The organism is Pseudomonas mosselii (assembly GCF_019823065.1).
GTDB classification, from domain to species: Bacteria; Pseudomonadota; Gammaproteobacteria; order Pseudomonadales; family Pseudomonadaceae; genus Aquipseudomonas; species Aquipseudomonas mosselii.
In genome coordinates, this window is record NZ_CP081966.1 from 2,845,916 (window position 1) to 2,860,885 (window position 14,970).

Annotated in this window: 12 protein-coding genes; 7 read left to right on the forward strand and 5 right to left on the reverse strand. The window is 66.7% G+C overall.

Annotated features, from left to right (window positions below):
• Nucleotides 1-136: 136 nt before the first annotated feature.
• Nucleotides 137-1,288: an acyl-CoA dehydrogenase family protein gene (locus tag K5H97_RS13175; protein WP_028692084.1), complete on the reverse strand. Its 1,152-nt coding sequence runs from the start codon at nucleotides 1,286-1,288 to the stop codon at nucleotides 137-139.
• A 16-nt stretch (nucleotides 1,289-1,304) separates the two neighbouring features.
• The gene (locus K5H97_RS13180; RefSeq protein WP_028692083.1) at nucleotides 1,305-2,375 is read right to left on the reverse strand and encodes an enoyl-CoA hydratase/isomerase family protein; all 1,071 of its coding nucleotides are present in this window, start codon (nucleotides 2,373-2,375) and stop codon (nucleotides 1,305-1,307) included.
• A 429-nt stretch (nucleotides 2,376-2,804) separates the two neighbouring features.
• On the opposite strand from K5H97_RS13180, the gene K5H97_RS13185 reads away from it, so the two are divergent.
• The 3 genes from K5H97_RS13185 (at nucleotide 2,805) to K5H97_RS13195 (ending at nucleotide 6,617) form a co-directional block, all read left to right on the forward strand.
• A complete protein-coding gene (locus K5H97_RS13185; protein ID WP_028692082.1) occupies nucleotides 2,805-3,653 on the forward strand; it encodes a helix-turn-helix transcriptional regulator in 849 nt (282 codons plus the stop codon).
• 68 nt (nucleotides 3,654-3,721) lie between these two features.
• Nucleotides 3,722-5,212 carry an aldehyde dehydrogenase gene (locus tag K5H97_RS13190; RefSeq protein WP_028692081.1) on the forward strand — a complete coding sequence of 497 codons (1,491 nt, stop codon included), beginning with the start codon at nucleotides 3,722-3,724 and terminating at the stop codon, nucleotides 5,210-5,212.
• Between the two features lie 22 nt (nucleotides 5,213-5,234).
• Nucleotides 5,235-6,617, forward strand: coding sequence for an aspartate aminotransferase family protein (locus tag K5H97_RS13195; RefSeq protein WP_028692080.1), 1,383 nt, complete (start codon nucleotides 5,235-5,237; stop codon nucleotides 6,615-6,617).
• A gap of 43 nt (nucleotides 6,618-6,660) precedes the next feature.
• Here K5H97_RS13195 and K5H97_RS13200 read toward each other — a convergent pair whose 3' ends face one another.
• A complete protein-coding gene (locus tag K5H97_RS13200; protein WP_028692079.1) occupies nucleotides 6,661-7,458 on the reverse strand; it encodes a helix-turn-helix transcriptional regulator in 798 nt (265 codons plus the stop codon).
• 205 nt (nucleotides 7,459-7,663) lie between these two features.
• On the opposite strand from K5H97_RS13200, the gene K5H97_RS13205 reads away from it, so the two are divergent.
• Nucleotides 7,664-9,028, forward strand: coding sequence for an APC family permease (locus tag K5H97_RS13205; RefSeq protein WP_028692078.1), 1,365 nt, complete (start codon nucleotides 7,664-7,666; stop codon nucleotides 9,026-9,028).
• A gap of 17 nt (nucleotides 9,029-9,045) precedes the next feature.
• A complete protein-coding gene (locus K5H97_RS13210) occupies nucleotides 9,046-10,155 on the forward strand; it encodes a DmpA family aminopeptidase (RefSeq protein WP_028692077.1) in 1,110 nt (369 codons plus the stop codon).
• A 99-nt stretch (nucleotides 10,156-10,254) separates the two neighbouring features.
• Here K5H97_RS13210 and K5H97_RS13215 read toward each other — a convergent pair whose 3' ends face one another.
• Entirely contained in the window at nucleotides 10,255-11,583 is a 1,329-nt protein-coding gene (locus K5H97_RS13215) for an MFS transporter (RefSeq protein ID WP_028692076.1), read from the reverse strand.
• Nucleotides 11,584-11,738: 155 nt separating this feature from the next.
• Between K5H97_RS13215 and K5H97_RS13220 the strand changes: the two genes are divergently transcribed.
• Nucleotides 11,739-12,842: a sugar diacid recognition domain-containing protein gene (locus K5H97_RS13220; protein ID WP_028692075.1), complete on the forward strand. Its 1,104-nt coding sequence runs from the start codon at nucleotides 11,739-11,741 to the stop codon at nucleotides 12,840-12,842.
• A gap of 111 nt (nucleotides 12,843-12,953) precedes the next feature.
• The gene (locus K5H97_RS13225) at nucleotides 12,954-14,093 is read left to right on the forward strand and encodes a glycerate kinase (protein ID WP_028692074.1); all 1,140 of its coding nucleotides are present in this window, start codon (nucleotides 12,954-12,956) and stop codon (nucleotides 14,091-14,093) included.
• A 114-nt stretch (nucleotides 14,094-14,207) separates the two neighbouring features.
• Here the strand turns inward: K5H97_RS13225 and K5H97_RS13230 are convergent, their stop codons facing one another.
• Nucleotides 14,208-14,855: a helix-turn-helix transcriptional regulator gene (locus K5H97_RS13230; RefSeq protein ID WP_028692073.1), complete on the reverse strand. Its 648-nt coding sequence runs from the start codon at nucleotides 14,853-14,855 to the stop codon at nucleotides 14,208-14,210.
• Nucleotides 14,856-14,970: the final 115 nt, after the last annotated feature.

Sequence of the window (14,970 nt, forward strand, 5' to 3'; positions counted from 1 at the left end):
GGGACCTCGAGTCCGGATTCGGCGACGAAATATCCACAATTGTATCATATGAGACGAATAAATCTCATTGAGCGCATGATGACCGAGATTACGCGATCCCACAGGGATCGCGTATGGCCTGAGGCAATGGCCGGGCTCAAACCGTGTAATGCTTCAACTCACGCGCAATCAGCATGCGTTGGATCTCGCTGGAACCCTCGTAGATCTGGGTAATGCGCGCATCGCGATAGTACTTCTCCACCGGGTAGTCTTCCAGGTAGCCGTACCCGCCATGCACCTGGATCGCCATCGAGCAGACCCGCTCGGCCATCTCCGAGGCGAACAGCTTGGCCTGGGAGGCCTCCGACAGGCAAGGCTTGCCGGCGCTGCGCAGGCGCGCGGCATGCAGGATCAGCAGGCGAGCTGCGTTGACCTGCACCTGCATGTCGGCCAGCAGGTTGGCGATGCTCTGGTGCTCGTTGATCGGCTTGCCGAACTGGATGCGCTCGCGGGAGTAGGTCAGCGCCGCCTCGAACGCCGCGCGGGCAATGCCCAGGGCCTGGGCGGCGATGCCGATGCGCCCGCCTTCGAGGTTGGACAGGGCGATGGCCAGCCCCTTGCCGCGCTCGCCCAGCAGGTTGGCGGCCGGGATGCGGCAGTCGTCCAGGGTCACCGCGCAGGTGTCGGAGGCGCGGATGCCCATCTTGTGCTCGCTGCGGTCGACCTTGAAGCCTGGGTTGTCAGTGGGTACCAGGAAGGCCGAAAGGCCTTTCTTGCCCAGTTCCGGGTCGGTCACGGCAAAGACGATGGCCAGTTTGGCGCGGCGGGCGTTGCTGACGAACTGCTTGGCGCCGTTGATCACCCACTGGCCATCGACCAGTTCGGCGCGGGTGCGCAGGTTGTGGGCCTCGGAGCCGGCCTGCGGCTCGGTCAGGCAGAAGCAGCCGATCGCCTCGCCGCTGGCCAGTTGCGGCAGCCAGGCCTGCTGCTGCTCGGGCGTGCCGTAGGCCAGCAGCGGGCCGCAGCCCACCGAGTTGTGGATGCTCATCATCGCCCCGGTGGCGCCATCGGCGGCGGAGATTTCCTCCACCGCCAGGGCGTAGGCCACGTAGTCGGTGTAGCTGCCGCCGAACTGCTCCGGGGCGACCATGCCGAGCAGGCCCAGTTCGCCCATCTTGCGCACCGCGTCATCGTCGATCCAGCCGGCCTTTTCCCAGGCCTGGGCATGGGGCGCGATCTCGCCGCGGGCGAAATCGCGGGCCATGTCGCGGATCATGATCTGCTCTTCGCTCAGTTCCAGGTCTTGCATCTGTGTACTCCCGGGCTCACAGGCCTTCGAAGAATTGGTCGACCCGCTGGGTGGTGAGGCCGGCCAGGGTCGGCGGATTCCAGCGGGGTTGCTTGTCCTTGTCGACGATCAGGGCGCGCACGCCTTCGATGATGTCGCCATGGGCGAACCACTGGCGGTCGATGTGCAGTTCCATGGCGAAGCAGTCTTCCAGGGCCAGGTGGCGGCCGCGACGCAGCAGTTCCAGAGTCACGGCCATGGCCAACGGCGAGCGCGTATCCAGCAGGTCGGCGGTGTCCAGCGCCCACTGGCGACTGTCGCCGATGGTCACGGCGCGCAACTGCTCGATGATGCTCGGCAGGTCGGGCAGGGCGAAGAAGTGGTCGATCACCGGGCGCAGTTGCGCCAGTGGCGCGTCCGCCAAGGTCTGGGTGCCCAACCCGGCGAGCAAGCCTTGCAGGTCCTTGAGCGGGTTGGCGCCGAACGCCAGGCGGTCGAGCCTGTCATCGAGGGCCGCGAGCTTCTCACTGTCGACATACCAGTCGGCCAGGCCGCAGTACAAGGCATCGGCCGCCTTGATCTGGCTGCCGCTGACGCCCAGGTAGATGCCCAGCTCGCCCGGTACCCGGGGCAGGAAGTAGCTGCCGCCGACATCCGGGAAGTAGCCGATGCCCACCTCGGGCATGCCCAGGCGGCTGCGTTCGGTGACGATGCGCAGGTCGCAACCCTGGGCCAGGCCCATCCCGCCGCCGAGGGTGAAACCGTCCATCAGCACCAGCACCGGCTTGCGGTAGCGGTGGATGCACAGATCCAGGGCGTATTCCTCGACGAAGAAGTCCTCGTGGAGTTTCTCGCCGGCCTTGTAGCTGTCGTGCAGCGAGCGGATATCGCCACCGGCGCAGAAGCCCTTGGGCCCCTCGCCACGCAGCATCACGGCGTGCACCTGCGGATCCTGGGCCCACTGGTCGAGGTGGCGCTGCAGGCTGCGCACCATGTCCAGGGTCAGGGCGTTGAGGCCGGCGGGGCGGTTGAGGGTGAGGTGGCCAATGTGGTTGCGGACCTCGGCCAGTACTTGATCCGTTGCCGAGGGTTGAGCGTGCGCGGTCATCGCGGTCTCCCTGCTTTGTTATTGATTTTCCAAGTGAAGTCCTGGAATGCGCGGGCGGATCGAACGATCCTGTCATGCAAAATTACCTCGCACAATTGGCAAATCTGCAGGGCTGCCCTGCATTTTTGTCATCACGCGCATTCCCGGCCCGACGCGGTACTGTAGCAATAGCGCGCAATCTGTAGGAGCGGTCTTGCCGAGGCGTCGGACCGGTCGGAAAGGGCCGCAAAGCGGCCCCGGCGATAGGTGCATCAACGCTGAAAACCTGGGGGCGCTGCGCGCCCCTTTCGCGACACAAGGCCGCTCCTAAAAGGATCGTGCGGCAATTAAGACTCGTCCCTCATCTTCCTCACCCCGAAGGGTGATAGCCGCCCGTCCCCCCCCATGAAACAATCCCGCCCAGCACTCACCCTGGCGGGGACAACAACAATGAGCAACGCCCAGCTGAATTCGCCCGACTGGTACGCACAGATGGCCCGCGTGGTCGACGCCATTGGCACGCCCGTTTTCGTCGAGGCATTGTTCGCCGCCCTCAACCAACTGGCGACGTGCCAGGCCATCACGGTGTTCCTGTACCCACGCAAAGGCCTGCCCTCGGCACTGTTCGCCAAGGACGACGAGGGACCCTGGCTGCCGGAGGGCAACGTGCAGAAGTACCTCGAAGGCTACTACCTGTTGTGCCCGTTCTACCGCGCCTGCATGGACGGCATGCCCGCCGGCTGCTATCGCCTCAGCGATGTCGCCCCCGATCATTTCAAGCGCAGCGAGTACTACACCTCGTTCTACCAGCATGCCCACCTGGAGGACGAACTCAACTACCTGGTGCCGCTGGACGCCCAGCTGTCCATCGCCGTGGCCCTGGGCAGCACCCGGCGCCTGGGCAGCCGCCAGGTGGCCGAGCTCAAGTGCGTCGCTGCCTGGGTGGTGGCGGTGGTGCGCCGACACTGGGGGCAGCTGGATGCCGAGGCCCTGGGCGGACGCTTCGAGAGCGTGCTTGGGCGGCAGATCAACGCCGCGCTGAACAATTTCGGCTCCTCCCTGCTCACCGAGCGTGAATGCCATATCGCCCAGTACCTGCTGCGCGGCCATTCCACGCGCTCGCTGGCCGAACGCCTGGGGATCAGCGAGGACACCGTCAAGACCCACCGCAAGAACCTCTACGCCAAGCTCGACATCGCCACCCAGGCCGAGCTGTTCTCGCTGTTCATCGCTTCGCTGGCCCAGGCCCAGGAAGGCTTGAGCAAGGACCCGCTGGAAAGCTACCTGCGACGGCGCTGAACCACCGTTTCACTTCATCCAGACAACGACAATCACCGGCCCCGCGTGTGGCCGGAGGGGAGACCTGCGTGCATACGAAAAGCGATTGGCAGCAGCGCGCTGCACGGCAAAGCTTCATCACCACCGCGTTGATCGACGGCCGCCCGGTGGCGGCCCGCGACGGCGTCACCTTCGCCGCCGTCAATCCGGCGACCGGGCGTTGCCTGGCCCAGGTCGCCGCCTGCGCCGACGACGAGATCGACCAAGCGGTGCGTGCCGCCCGCCGAGCCTTCGAGCACGGCCCCTGGGCACGCATGGCTCCGGCCGAGCGCAAGCGCGTGCTGTTGCGCCTGGCCGAGCTGATGCTGGCCCACCGTGAGGAGCTGGCGCTGCTCGATTCGCTGAACATGGGCAAGCCGGTGATGGACGCCTACAACATCGACGTCCCCGGCGCCGCCCACGTTTTCGCCTGGTACGGCGAGGCGCTGGACAAGCTCTACGACCAGGTTGCGCCGACCGCGGCCAGCGCCGTGGCAATGATCAGCCGCGAGGCGCTGGGCGTTGTCGGCGCGGTGGTGCCGTGGAACTTCCCGCTGGACATGGCCGCCTGGAAGGTTGCCCCGGCGTTGGCCGCAGGCAACAGCGTGGTGCTCAAGCCCGCCGAGCAGTCGCCGTTCTCGGCCCTGCGCCTGGCGGAGCTTGCATTGCAGGCCGGGCTGCCGGAGGGCGTGCTCAACGTGGTGCCGGGCCTGGGCGAGACCGCGGGCCGCGCCCTGGGCCTGCACCCGGACGTGGACTGCCTGGTGTTCACCGGCTCCACCCAGGTGGGCAAGTACTTCATGCAGTATTCGGCGCAGTCCAACCTCAAGCAGGTGTGGCTCGAATGCGGCGGCAAGAGCCCGAACCTGGTGTTCGACGACTGCCGCGACCTCGATCTGGCGGCGCAGAAGGCGGCGTTCGGCATCTTCTTCAACCAGGGCGAGGTGTGCTCGGCCAACTCGCGGCTGTATGTGCAGCGCTCGATCCATGACGAGTTCGTCGAGCGCCTGCTGCGCCAGGCCCGTGAATGGTTGCCGGGCGACCCGCTGGACCCGGCCAGCCGCGCCGGCGCCATCGTCGATGCCGGGCAGACCGCGCGCATCGAAGCGGCCATCGCCCAGGGCCGGGCCGAGGGCGCGCGCCTGCTGTGCGGCGGCGAGCGGCTGAGCGTGAACGGCTCGCAGAATTTCATCACGCCGACGATCTTCACCGACGTGCGCCAGGACATGGCCCTGGCCCGCGAGGAGATCTTCGGCCCGGTGCTGGCGGTCAGTGCTTTCGACGACGAGGAGCAGGCCATCGCCCTGGCCAACGACAGCGTCTACGGCCTGGCCGCATCGGTCTGGAGCGACGACCTCAACCGCGCCCACCGCGTGGCCCGGCGGCTGAAGGTCGGCACGGTGTCGGTCAACACCGTCGATGCCCTGGATGTGACCGTTCCCTTCGGCGGCGGGCGCCAGTCCGGCTTTGGCCGCGACCTCTCGCTGCATTCGTTCGACAAGTACACCCAGCTCAAGACCACCTGGATCCAGCTGCGCTGACATTCACCCGAGGAGCACGACAATGAACGCACCTTTCTCGCCCAAACGCGACACCCGCGACTACCAGGCCAGCGACGCCGCCCACCACATCCACGCCTTCCTCGACCAGAAGGCGCTCAACGCCGAGGGCCCACGGGTCATCACCCGCGGTGAAGGCCTGTACCTGTGGGACAACGACGGCCGCCGCTACCTGGACGGTATGTCCGGCCTGTGGTGCACCCAGCTCGGCTACGGTCGCAAGGACCTGACCGCCGCCGCCGCCGCGCAGATGGACCAGCTGGCGTACTACAACATGTTCTTTCACACCACCCACCCGGCGGTGATCGAACTGTCCGAGCTGTTGTTCAGCCTGTTGCCGGGTCACTACAGCCACGCCATCTATACCAACTCCGGCTCCGAGGCCAACGAGGTGCTGATCCGCACCGTGCGCCGCTACTGGCAGGTGGTCGGCCAGCCGAGCAAGAAGATCATGATCGGCCGCTGGAATGGCTACCACGGCTCGACCCTGGCGGCCACGGCGTTGGGCGGGATGAAGTTCATGCATGAAATGGGCGGGCTGATCCCGGACGTTGCGCATATCGACGAGCCTTACTGGTTCGCCGCGGGTGGCGAGCTGACCCCGGCCGAGTTTGGCCGCCGCTGCGCCCTGCAGTTGGAGGAGAAGATCCTCGAACTGGGCGCCGAGAACGTCGCCGGTTTCATCGCCGAGCCGTTCCAGGGCGCCGGCGGCATGATCTTCCCGCCCGAGAGCTATTGGCCGGAGATCCAGCGCATCTGCCGCCAGTACGATGTGCTGCTGTGCGCCGACGAGGTGATCGGCGGTTTCGGTCGTACCGGCGAGTGGTTCGCCCACCAGCACTTCGGTTTCGAGCCCGACACCCTGTCCATCGCCAAGGGCCTGACCAGCGGCTACGTGCCCATGGGCGGCCTGGTGCTGAGCAAGCGCATCGCCGAGGCGTTGGTGGAGCGGGGCGGGGTGTTCGCCCACGGCCTGACCTATTCCGGCCACCCGGTGGCGGCGGCGGTGGCGGTGGCCAACCTCAAGGCCTTGCGCGATGAAGGCATCGTGCGTCAGGTCAAGGACGACACCGGTCCGTACCTGCAGCGCATCCTGCGTGAGGTGTTCGCCGATCACCCGCTGATCGGCGAGGTGCAGGGCGCCGGACTGGTGGCGGCGCTGCAGTTCGTCGAGGACAAGGCCACGCGCAAGCGCTTCGCCAACGAGAACGACCTGGCCTGGCAGTGCCGCACCTTCGGTTTCGAGGAAGGAGTGATCATCCGTTCGACCCTGGGGCGGATGATCATGGCGCCGGCGCTGGTGGCCAGCCGAAGCGAGCTGGACGAGCTGGTGGACAAGACCCGGATCGCGGTGGATCGCGTGGCGGGGAGGGTCGCCAGACGCTGAGTCTGGCTTGGGAGCCTGGGGGCGCAATGCGCCCCCAGGGTCGTCACGGGTCCTGCGGATCATGTCCCAGTGACTGCAGGAACAGCGAAAACAACTCCGGCTGCGATGAGATGTCCAGCTTGGCGTACAGGTGCCGACGATGGACCTTGATGGTCTCCGGCGAAATGGCCAGCCGCTCTGCCATGGCCTTGGATGAGTACCCGCGCAGGATCATTCGGGCGATTTCCAGCTCGCGCTCCGACAACACTTTCGCTCCAAACAGGCTCATGGCGTCGCGTACTTGGTGGGCCATGCCCGTCGCTGGCGCCGGGCGCAGGCTCAGCTGCAGCCAGTGCTGGGCCATCAGCGCGACTACCCACGGGCACACCACCGCCAGCAACCCATGACTGGCGCTGTCAAACCGCTCGCGGCGGCCCAGCGACAACGACAGGGCGCCACTTTCACCCAACTGCACGATGAACTGCACTTCGTCTTCCAGCACATGGTCGTGGAAGTACTTGAGGTAGTACTCGCTCTGGCGGAACTGGTCCGGCGCCACTTCCTCCAGGCGATGCAGACCATCGCCGATGCGCTCCTGGCAGGCCTGGTAGAACGGGTCGAGCTGGTACAGCCCGCTCAGGTACAAGGCCATGGCCTCGGGATTGCCTTCGCCCCGGGCATCGAAGATCTCCAGCGCGCGGGGCAGGCCGGCGCGCGGGTAGACCATCGCCAGCGCGTTGTCGAACGCCAGCCATTGCTGCAGCAACAGGATCAGCTGGCGCCAGAAGCGCGGCTGGCCGATCTGCTCGACGGTGCGGGCCAGGCCTGCGTGGGTACTGGCTTCGGTGAACAGGTTATGCATGCGGCGGCGCCATGAGAGTGAAGGAAGCGGGCTCGCCCGCGACAAGGCTCCCGCAGTGTTCAGAGCTTTTCACCTCGGCGTCAAGGGGCGTACCCCCTAAGGGTAATTGGCCCGGGCGTTCGCTCGGCCTACAGTCCAGCCCAGGTCCAGCGGCCGCGTGACCGGTTTTCCCCTCACAACCAATAACAACCAGAGGAAAAACGCCATGAGCTCCAGCGCAGCGCCCACGGGCGCGCTCCAGCAACGGCTGGGGGTGTTCGACGTGGTCGCCATCACCGTGTCGGCGGTGACCCCGGCCAGTTCCGTGTTCGTCATCGCCCCGTTCGCCATCCAGCAGGCCGGCAGCGGCGCCTTTCTTTCCTTCATCATGGCTGCGGCCCTGGCGCTGATGTTCGCCTGGTGCTACGCCGAACTGGGGCGTGCCCACAGCTCCGCCGGCGGTGAGTACGTGTACGCCAAGCGGGTGTTCGGTGGGCTGGCCGGCTACGCCACCTTCCTCACCGTGCTGGCCTCGATGCTGTTCATCCCGCCGGTGCTCGCCGCCGGTGCCGCCACCTACCTGAACAACGCCTTGGGTACCACGTTCGACACCCAGGCAGTGGCCCTGGTGATCGTGGTGTCGAGCTATGCGCTGGGCATCCTCAATATTCGCCTGAACGCCTGGATCACCGGGCTTTTCCTGTTCTGCGAGGTCGCCGCGTTGCTGGTGATCGTGACACTGGGTTTCGGCAACGCCAGCCAGCCAGTGGCGAGCTTGCTGCAACCGCAGATGCTCGAGCAGGGCAGCCTGGTCGTCGCACCCTGGGCGCTGGTGCTGGGGGCGGTGGGCATGGCCCTGTTCGCCTTCAACGGCTACGGTGGCGCGGTGTTGCTCGCCGAGGACATGAAAGACCGTGGCCGTACCGTGCACCGCGCAGTGCTGTGGTCGCTGGCGGTGGTGGTGGCGATCGAGGTGATTCCACTGGCGGCGCTGCTGATCGGCGCGCCGTCGCTGCAGGCGATGCTGGCCAGCGGTGATCCGATCGGCTACCTGCTGACCGCCCATGGCAACGAGACCCTGGCGCGACTGGTCAGCGCCGGTATCTTCCTCTCGGTGTTCAACGCCATCGTCGCCATCGTCATTCAGGTCGGCCGGGTGGTCTACAGCAGCGGCCGCGATGCGATCTGGACGCCAACCCTCAATCGCGCCTTCACGCTGATCCATCCGCGCTGGGAGTCGCCGTGGCTGGCGACCCTGTTCCTGGCCGTCCCTTCGGCATTGCTGAGCCTGTCCGGCAGCCTGGAGCAACTGACTTCGTTCACCGTGCTGCTGTTGCTGTTGATTTACCTGGTGGTGGCGGCCTGCGCGCTGTGCAGCCGGGTACTGCGGCGCGACCGTGAGCACCCGTATCGCATGCCGCTGTGGCCGTTGCCGGCCCTGCTGGCGGTCAGCGGCGCCGGCTGGCTGCTGGTGACCTTGCTGCGCGAGGCGTCGCTGCGCGACCTGTCGATCATTCTCGGGCTGCTGGCCGTGTCGATGGTGCTGTACAGCACCCACGGCCGCCTCAGCCCGACTTTCCAGAAATTGTGAGCATCCAAGGAGTACACATGCGTGCGCGTCAACTGGGCATCACCCTCGGCCACGGCACCCCGGGCCCGTTCAATGCCATCACCGACGTACCGGGAGTACGGGTCGGCCACAGCACCCTGGTCGACGAACAACGCCCGGTGCCGATCCGCACCGGGGTGACCCTGATCGAGCCACGCGCGGGTGTGGCCCGCCAGCAACCGTGCTTTGCCGGTTGCCATGTGCTCAACGGCAATGGCGACGCCACGGGGCTGGAGTGGATCCGCGAGGCCGGGCTGCTGACCACGCCGATTGCCATCACCAACACCCACAGCGTCGGCGTCGTGCGCGACGCGCTGATCGCCGCCGAGCGCGAGCGCCTGCCCGACGACGCGGTGTACTGGTGCATGCCAGTGGTGATGGAAACCTATGATGGCCTGCTCAATGACATCTGGGGGCAGCACGTGACGCCGGCGCAGGTGCGCGAGGCGCAGCAGGCCGCAGAGTCCGGCCCGGTGCAGGAAGGCCCGGTGGGTGGTGGCACGGGAATGATCTGTCATGAGTTCAAGGGCGGTATCGGCACGGCCTCGCGGCGCCTGGCAGATGACCAGGGGGGCTGGACCGTCGGCGTCCTGGTCCAGGCCAACCATGGCCAGCGGCGCGAGCTGCGGGTCGACGGCTATCCGGTTGGGCGTCAGCTGGGTCACCTGCCGTCGCCCTTCGCCGAGGCCGAGGCGGGCACCCCGGGTATGGGTTCGATCGTGGTGGTGATCGCCACCGACGCGCCCTTGCTGCCGCACCAGTGCCAGCGCCTGGCGCAGCGGGCGTCGATCGGTATCGCCCGTACCGGCGGCGGTACCGAGGACTCCAGCGGCGATATCTTCCTGGCGTTTTCCACCGGCAACCAGGACCTGCCCGCAGCGGACTATGCGCGCAAAGGGCTGGCGCAGTGCACGGCGGTGCGCATGCTCAACAACGACCATATCTCGGCGCTGTTCATGGCGGCGGCGGAGGCGGTGGAGGAGGCGATCGTCAACGCCTTGCTGGCGGGGCGGACGATGCAGGGCAAGGGCGGGCTGGTGGTGCCGGCGCTGGAGGGAGACACGCTGTTGACGGCGTTGCACGAGGCGGGGTGGAAGCCTCGCAACTAGCGTTATGACCATCGCGGGGCAAGCCCGCTTCCACAGATCCTGTGCCGGCTGGCTACAGGCGTGGGAGCGGGCTTGCCCCGCGATGAGGTTGTCTGCTGTCTAGCGGGCTCCAGCCAACACGGCACTACCACCTCGCGAAACCCGCAACGCCACCAGGCTGCCGACCACGATCAACCCCGCCAGCGCATACAGCGCCGCGTCGGTCGAACCGGTCTGGTCCTTGATGAAGCCCACCAGGTAAGGGCTGAGGAATCCCGCCATTTGCCCCACCGAGTTGATGATCGCCAGGCCCGCCACCGCGGTGCCTGCAGTCAGCAGTGCAGTCGGCATCGGCCAGAACATCGGCAGGCCGGTCAGCGCGCCCATGGTGGCGATGGACAGGCCGAGGATGGCGATGGTCGGGCTGCCGGCGAAGTTCACCGCGATCAGCAGGCCCAGGGCGCCCATCAGCATCGGCACCACAAGGTGCCAGCGGCGTTCGTTGCGCAGGTCCGCCGATCGTCCGACCAGGATCATGAACACCCCGGCCAGCAGGTAGGGAATGGCGCTCAGCCAGCCAATCAGCAGCGGGCTGTCAAAGCCCATGTTCTTGATGATCGACGGCAGCCAGAAGTTGATGGCGTAGACACCGCTCTGGATACAGAAGTAGACGAAGCCGAAGGTCCAGATCAGCGGGTTGCTCAGCACCGACAGCACGCTGTCGCCGCGGGTGGCCGGTTTGCTGGCGGCGTCGGCCTTCAGGTCCGCCTCGATCAGCTGGCGCTCGGCCGGGCTCAGCCAGCGGGCGCTCTGGTAACCGTCACTGAGCAGTACGATCGCCAGCGCGCCGAGTACCACGGTGGGCAGCCCCTGAATCAGGAACATCCACTGCCAGCCGGCCAGGCCATGCTGGCCGGCGGCGAAGTGGTCGAGGATCCAGCCGGAGAACGGTCCGCCGAGCAGGCCGGACACCGGGATCGCCGACATGAACAGCGCCATGATGCGGCCGCGGCGGTCGGCCGGGAACCAGCGCGAGAGATACAGCACCACGCCGGGGAAGAAGCCCGCCTCGGCGGCGCCGGTGAGCAGACGCAGGGCATAGAACTCGGTGGGGGTGGTGACGAACAGCAGGCAGGTGGACAGGCTGCCCCAGGCGATCATCATCAGCGCGATCCAGCGCCGCGGGCCGAAGCGGTTGAGCGCCAGGTTGCTGGGCAGGCCGCAGAGCACGTAGCCGATGAAGAAGATGCCGGCGCCGAGGCCGTACACGGTTTCGCTGAACTTCAGCGCGTCGAGCATCTGCAACTTGGCGAAGCCGACGTTGACGCGGTCCAGGTAGTTGAACAGGTAGCAGATGAAAATGAACGGGATCAGCCGCAGGGTAATGCGCCGGTACAGCGCGTTGCGGGTGCTCTCGATGCCTTGGTCAGGGGCGGGGCTGTGTGCCATGATCGGGTTCTCTGTTGTTATGGTTGTCACCGCGTCGCCTGTGCCGGCGCTCGCCTTGAGCAGTCTCGGGGAGTGTAGCGCGGCTGTCTTTGTGCTTTTGCACAGCCTCAGGTGCAGGCTGCTGTGCCGCCGACCAAAGTCGAAGGACACTTGGAATGTTCGAGCTGGACCACGACCTGGCCCAGGACATCGTCAATCGGGCGATGGCCATCCTGCCGTGCAACGTCAACGTGATGGACAGCCAGGGCCTGATTCTCGGCAGTGGCGAGCCCGAGCGCATCAATACCCGCCACGAAGGCGCGCAGCTGGTGCTGGCCAACGGTCGTATCGTTGAACTGGATACGGACGCGGCCAAGTGCCTCAAAGGCGTGCAGCCCGGTGTCAACCTGCCGCTGATGCTCGATGGCCGGCTGATCGGCGTGCTGGGACTGACCGGTGATCCGCAGCAACTGCGCACCTACGGCGAGCTGGTGCGCATGACCGCCGAGATGTTGCTGGCCCAGCGTCACCTGCAGGTGGAGCAGCAATGGCGTCGCCAGCGCTGCGACGACCTGCTGGCGCTGTTGCTGGGTGGCAGCGGTGATTCACCTCGCCTGGTCGACGAGGCCCAGCAACTGGGGCTCAAGCCCAACCTGCCACGAATTCCCTGTCTGTTCGAACTGCGCGCCGGGCCGCCGGCCGAAGCGCTGTCGGCCTGGCTGATGAACCGTTACCCGGACAGCTGGTGTGTCAGTCCTGCGCGCCAGTCGTTGCTGTGGTGCCGTCCGGCGGGCGTGGTGCTGGACGAGCCGCGCCTGTTCGAGCGCCTGCAGCGCCATGGCTGGGACGTGGAACGCCTGGCGCTGGGCAGTCCGGCGCAGAGCCTTGAGCAGTTGCGCCGTGGCTATCGACGGGTGCGCGACCTGCTGGCCTATGGCCGAGAAGTGCTGCCTGACGAACGCCTGCTGAGCCTGGCCCGCTATCGCCTGCCGGCGTTGCTCTGGCGGCATCGCAACGACGATGCGCTGGATGAACTGCTCGAACCGTTGCAACGCATCCGCGCCAAGGATGCCAGCGGCCAGTTGCTGCTCACCTTGCGCGCCTGGTGCGCCCATGATGGTCAGAGCCAAGCCTGTGCCGAGGCGCTGGGGATCCATCGCAACAGCCTGCGTTATCGACTGGAGCGGATTGCCGAGTTGGGGGAGGTGGATCCGTTGCGGATGGAGGGGATGTTGAGTCTGTATCTGGGACTGCAGCTGTTGCCGGCAAAGGGGTTGTAGCGTCGCGAACAGGCATCCGCCCAAACAACGCCCTTGTGTTTTGTGCATCCGACCGAGGCCGCTCTGGCGCACACCTGTCAGCATGCACGGCAACAGGACAGGAGAATCCCCATGAAGATCGTCATCGCCCCCGACTCGTTCAAGGACAGCCTCGACGCCGCCGGCGTCGCCCGCGCCATCGCCGCCGGCCTGGCCGAGGTCTGGCCGGCGTCCGAGCGCATCGAATGCCCGATGGCCGATGGCGGTGAAGGCACCATGGAGGCGATTGTCGCCGCCAGCCAGGGCGAGTTGCGCCGCCAGGTGGTGCGCGGCCCGTTGGGCGAGCCGGTCGAGGCGGGCTGGGGCTGGCTGGCCGCGAGCCGCACGGCGGTGATCGAGATGGCCCAGGCCAGTGGCATCCAGCTGGTGCCCAACGGCCAGCGCGACGCCTGCCGCAGCAGCACCTGGGGCACCGGTGAGCTGGTGGCCGCGGCGCTGGCGGCCGGTGCCTCGCGCATCGTCCTGGCCATCGGCGGCAGCGCCACCAACGATGGCGGCAGCGGCATGCTGCGCGCGCTGGGCCTGCGACTGCTGGATGCACAGGGCGCGCCCTTGGCCGAGGGCGGACTGGCCCTGGCGCAACTGGCGCGAATCGATGCCAGCGATCTGGATCCGCGCCTGGCGCAGGTGCGGGTGGACGTCGCCGCCGATGTCGACAACCCGCTGTGCGGCGCCAACGGCGCTTCGGCGATCTTCGGCCCGCAGAAGGGTGCCAGTCCCGAGCAGGTGCAGGCCCTGGACCTGGCCCTGGCGCATTTCGCCGATCATTGCGCGGCGCTGCTGGGCAAGGATGTGCGTGACCAGCCGGGCAGCGGCGCGGCCGGGGGCATGGGGTTCGCCGCCAAGGCGTTCATGGGCGCGCGGTTCCGCCCGGGCGTCGAGGTCGTTGCCGAGCTGGCCGGCCTGGATGAGCTGGTGCAGGGCGCGGACCTGGTGATCACCGGCGAAGGCCGTTTCGATGCCCAGACCCTGCGCGGCAAGACGCCGCTCGGCGTGGCGCGGGTGGCCAAGCGCCACGGCGTGCCGGTGGTGGTGCTGGCGGGGACCCTGGGGGCCGGCTACGAGCAGTTGTACGCACAGGGCATCGATGCCGCCTTTGCCTTGGCCAGTGGGCCGATGAGCCTGGAACAGGCCTGCGCCGAGGCAAAGACGTTATTGAAGGCGCGGGCCGGGGATGTGGCGCGGTTGTGGCAGGTGGCGCGCCAGCGCTGACTCTCAAGTCCTGCGGTAACCCTGAACAACGTCATGGCTGCTGTGCCTGCTGCCCCATTTCTCCAACCCCCGCATAGTCCGCGTGCGTCACCGGGACCAAGCCGGTGACAACCCTCAGGCCTCGGCATACATCCACCGCATCAGCGAATGCCGGCCACTGATTCCCAACTTGATTGCGGCGCGGCGCAGGTAACTCTCCACTGTATTGACCTTCAGCAGCAAGTGCTGCGCCTGCTGTGGCGCCGTACGCCCGGCCAGCAGCCCTTTGCATACCTGCATCTCGCGTTCCGAGAGGCTGATTCCGGTTTGATGCAGTCGTTCAAGGAACCGTTGACCCAGGCTGTCCAGATCCGCCAGCCCGACGGTGGCGGGCTGCAACGCATTGATGTGCTTCTCGAGCATAGGCAGCAACAAGGGCGAAATATCTTCCAACCGGCTGCGTTCGATGGCAGAAAAACCATTGCGCGTGCCCGCCCGCAGCACGGTGATTTCGTAGCGGTAGCCATCCTTGCGTCGGGTCAGGTGCAAGCGCGACGAATCGTCGAAGCCCTCACCGGGATCGCCGGCACTGAACACCGTCTCGTTGATCAGTGTCGTGTCAGGCTGGCTGGCGCACGCCGGGTCGATTCGCAGTTGACGGATATGCGTCGCGTCAATGGTCAGGTGGGTCTGGATCAAGTCGTGCAGGTGCCTGGGAAAGTGGCGGCTACCGGTACTGGATATGGCTTTGCCGATCTGCGGAAACAGCAGGTGCGAATTCATCGTGTCATCCATGATATGCGGTGGAACGGGGGCCCGCGCGCGCCAGTGACCAGCATCCTTGACTGCCGGCGGGGCCATTGGAGCTGCTTGCTATGCTAGTACAACGATTGAGTGA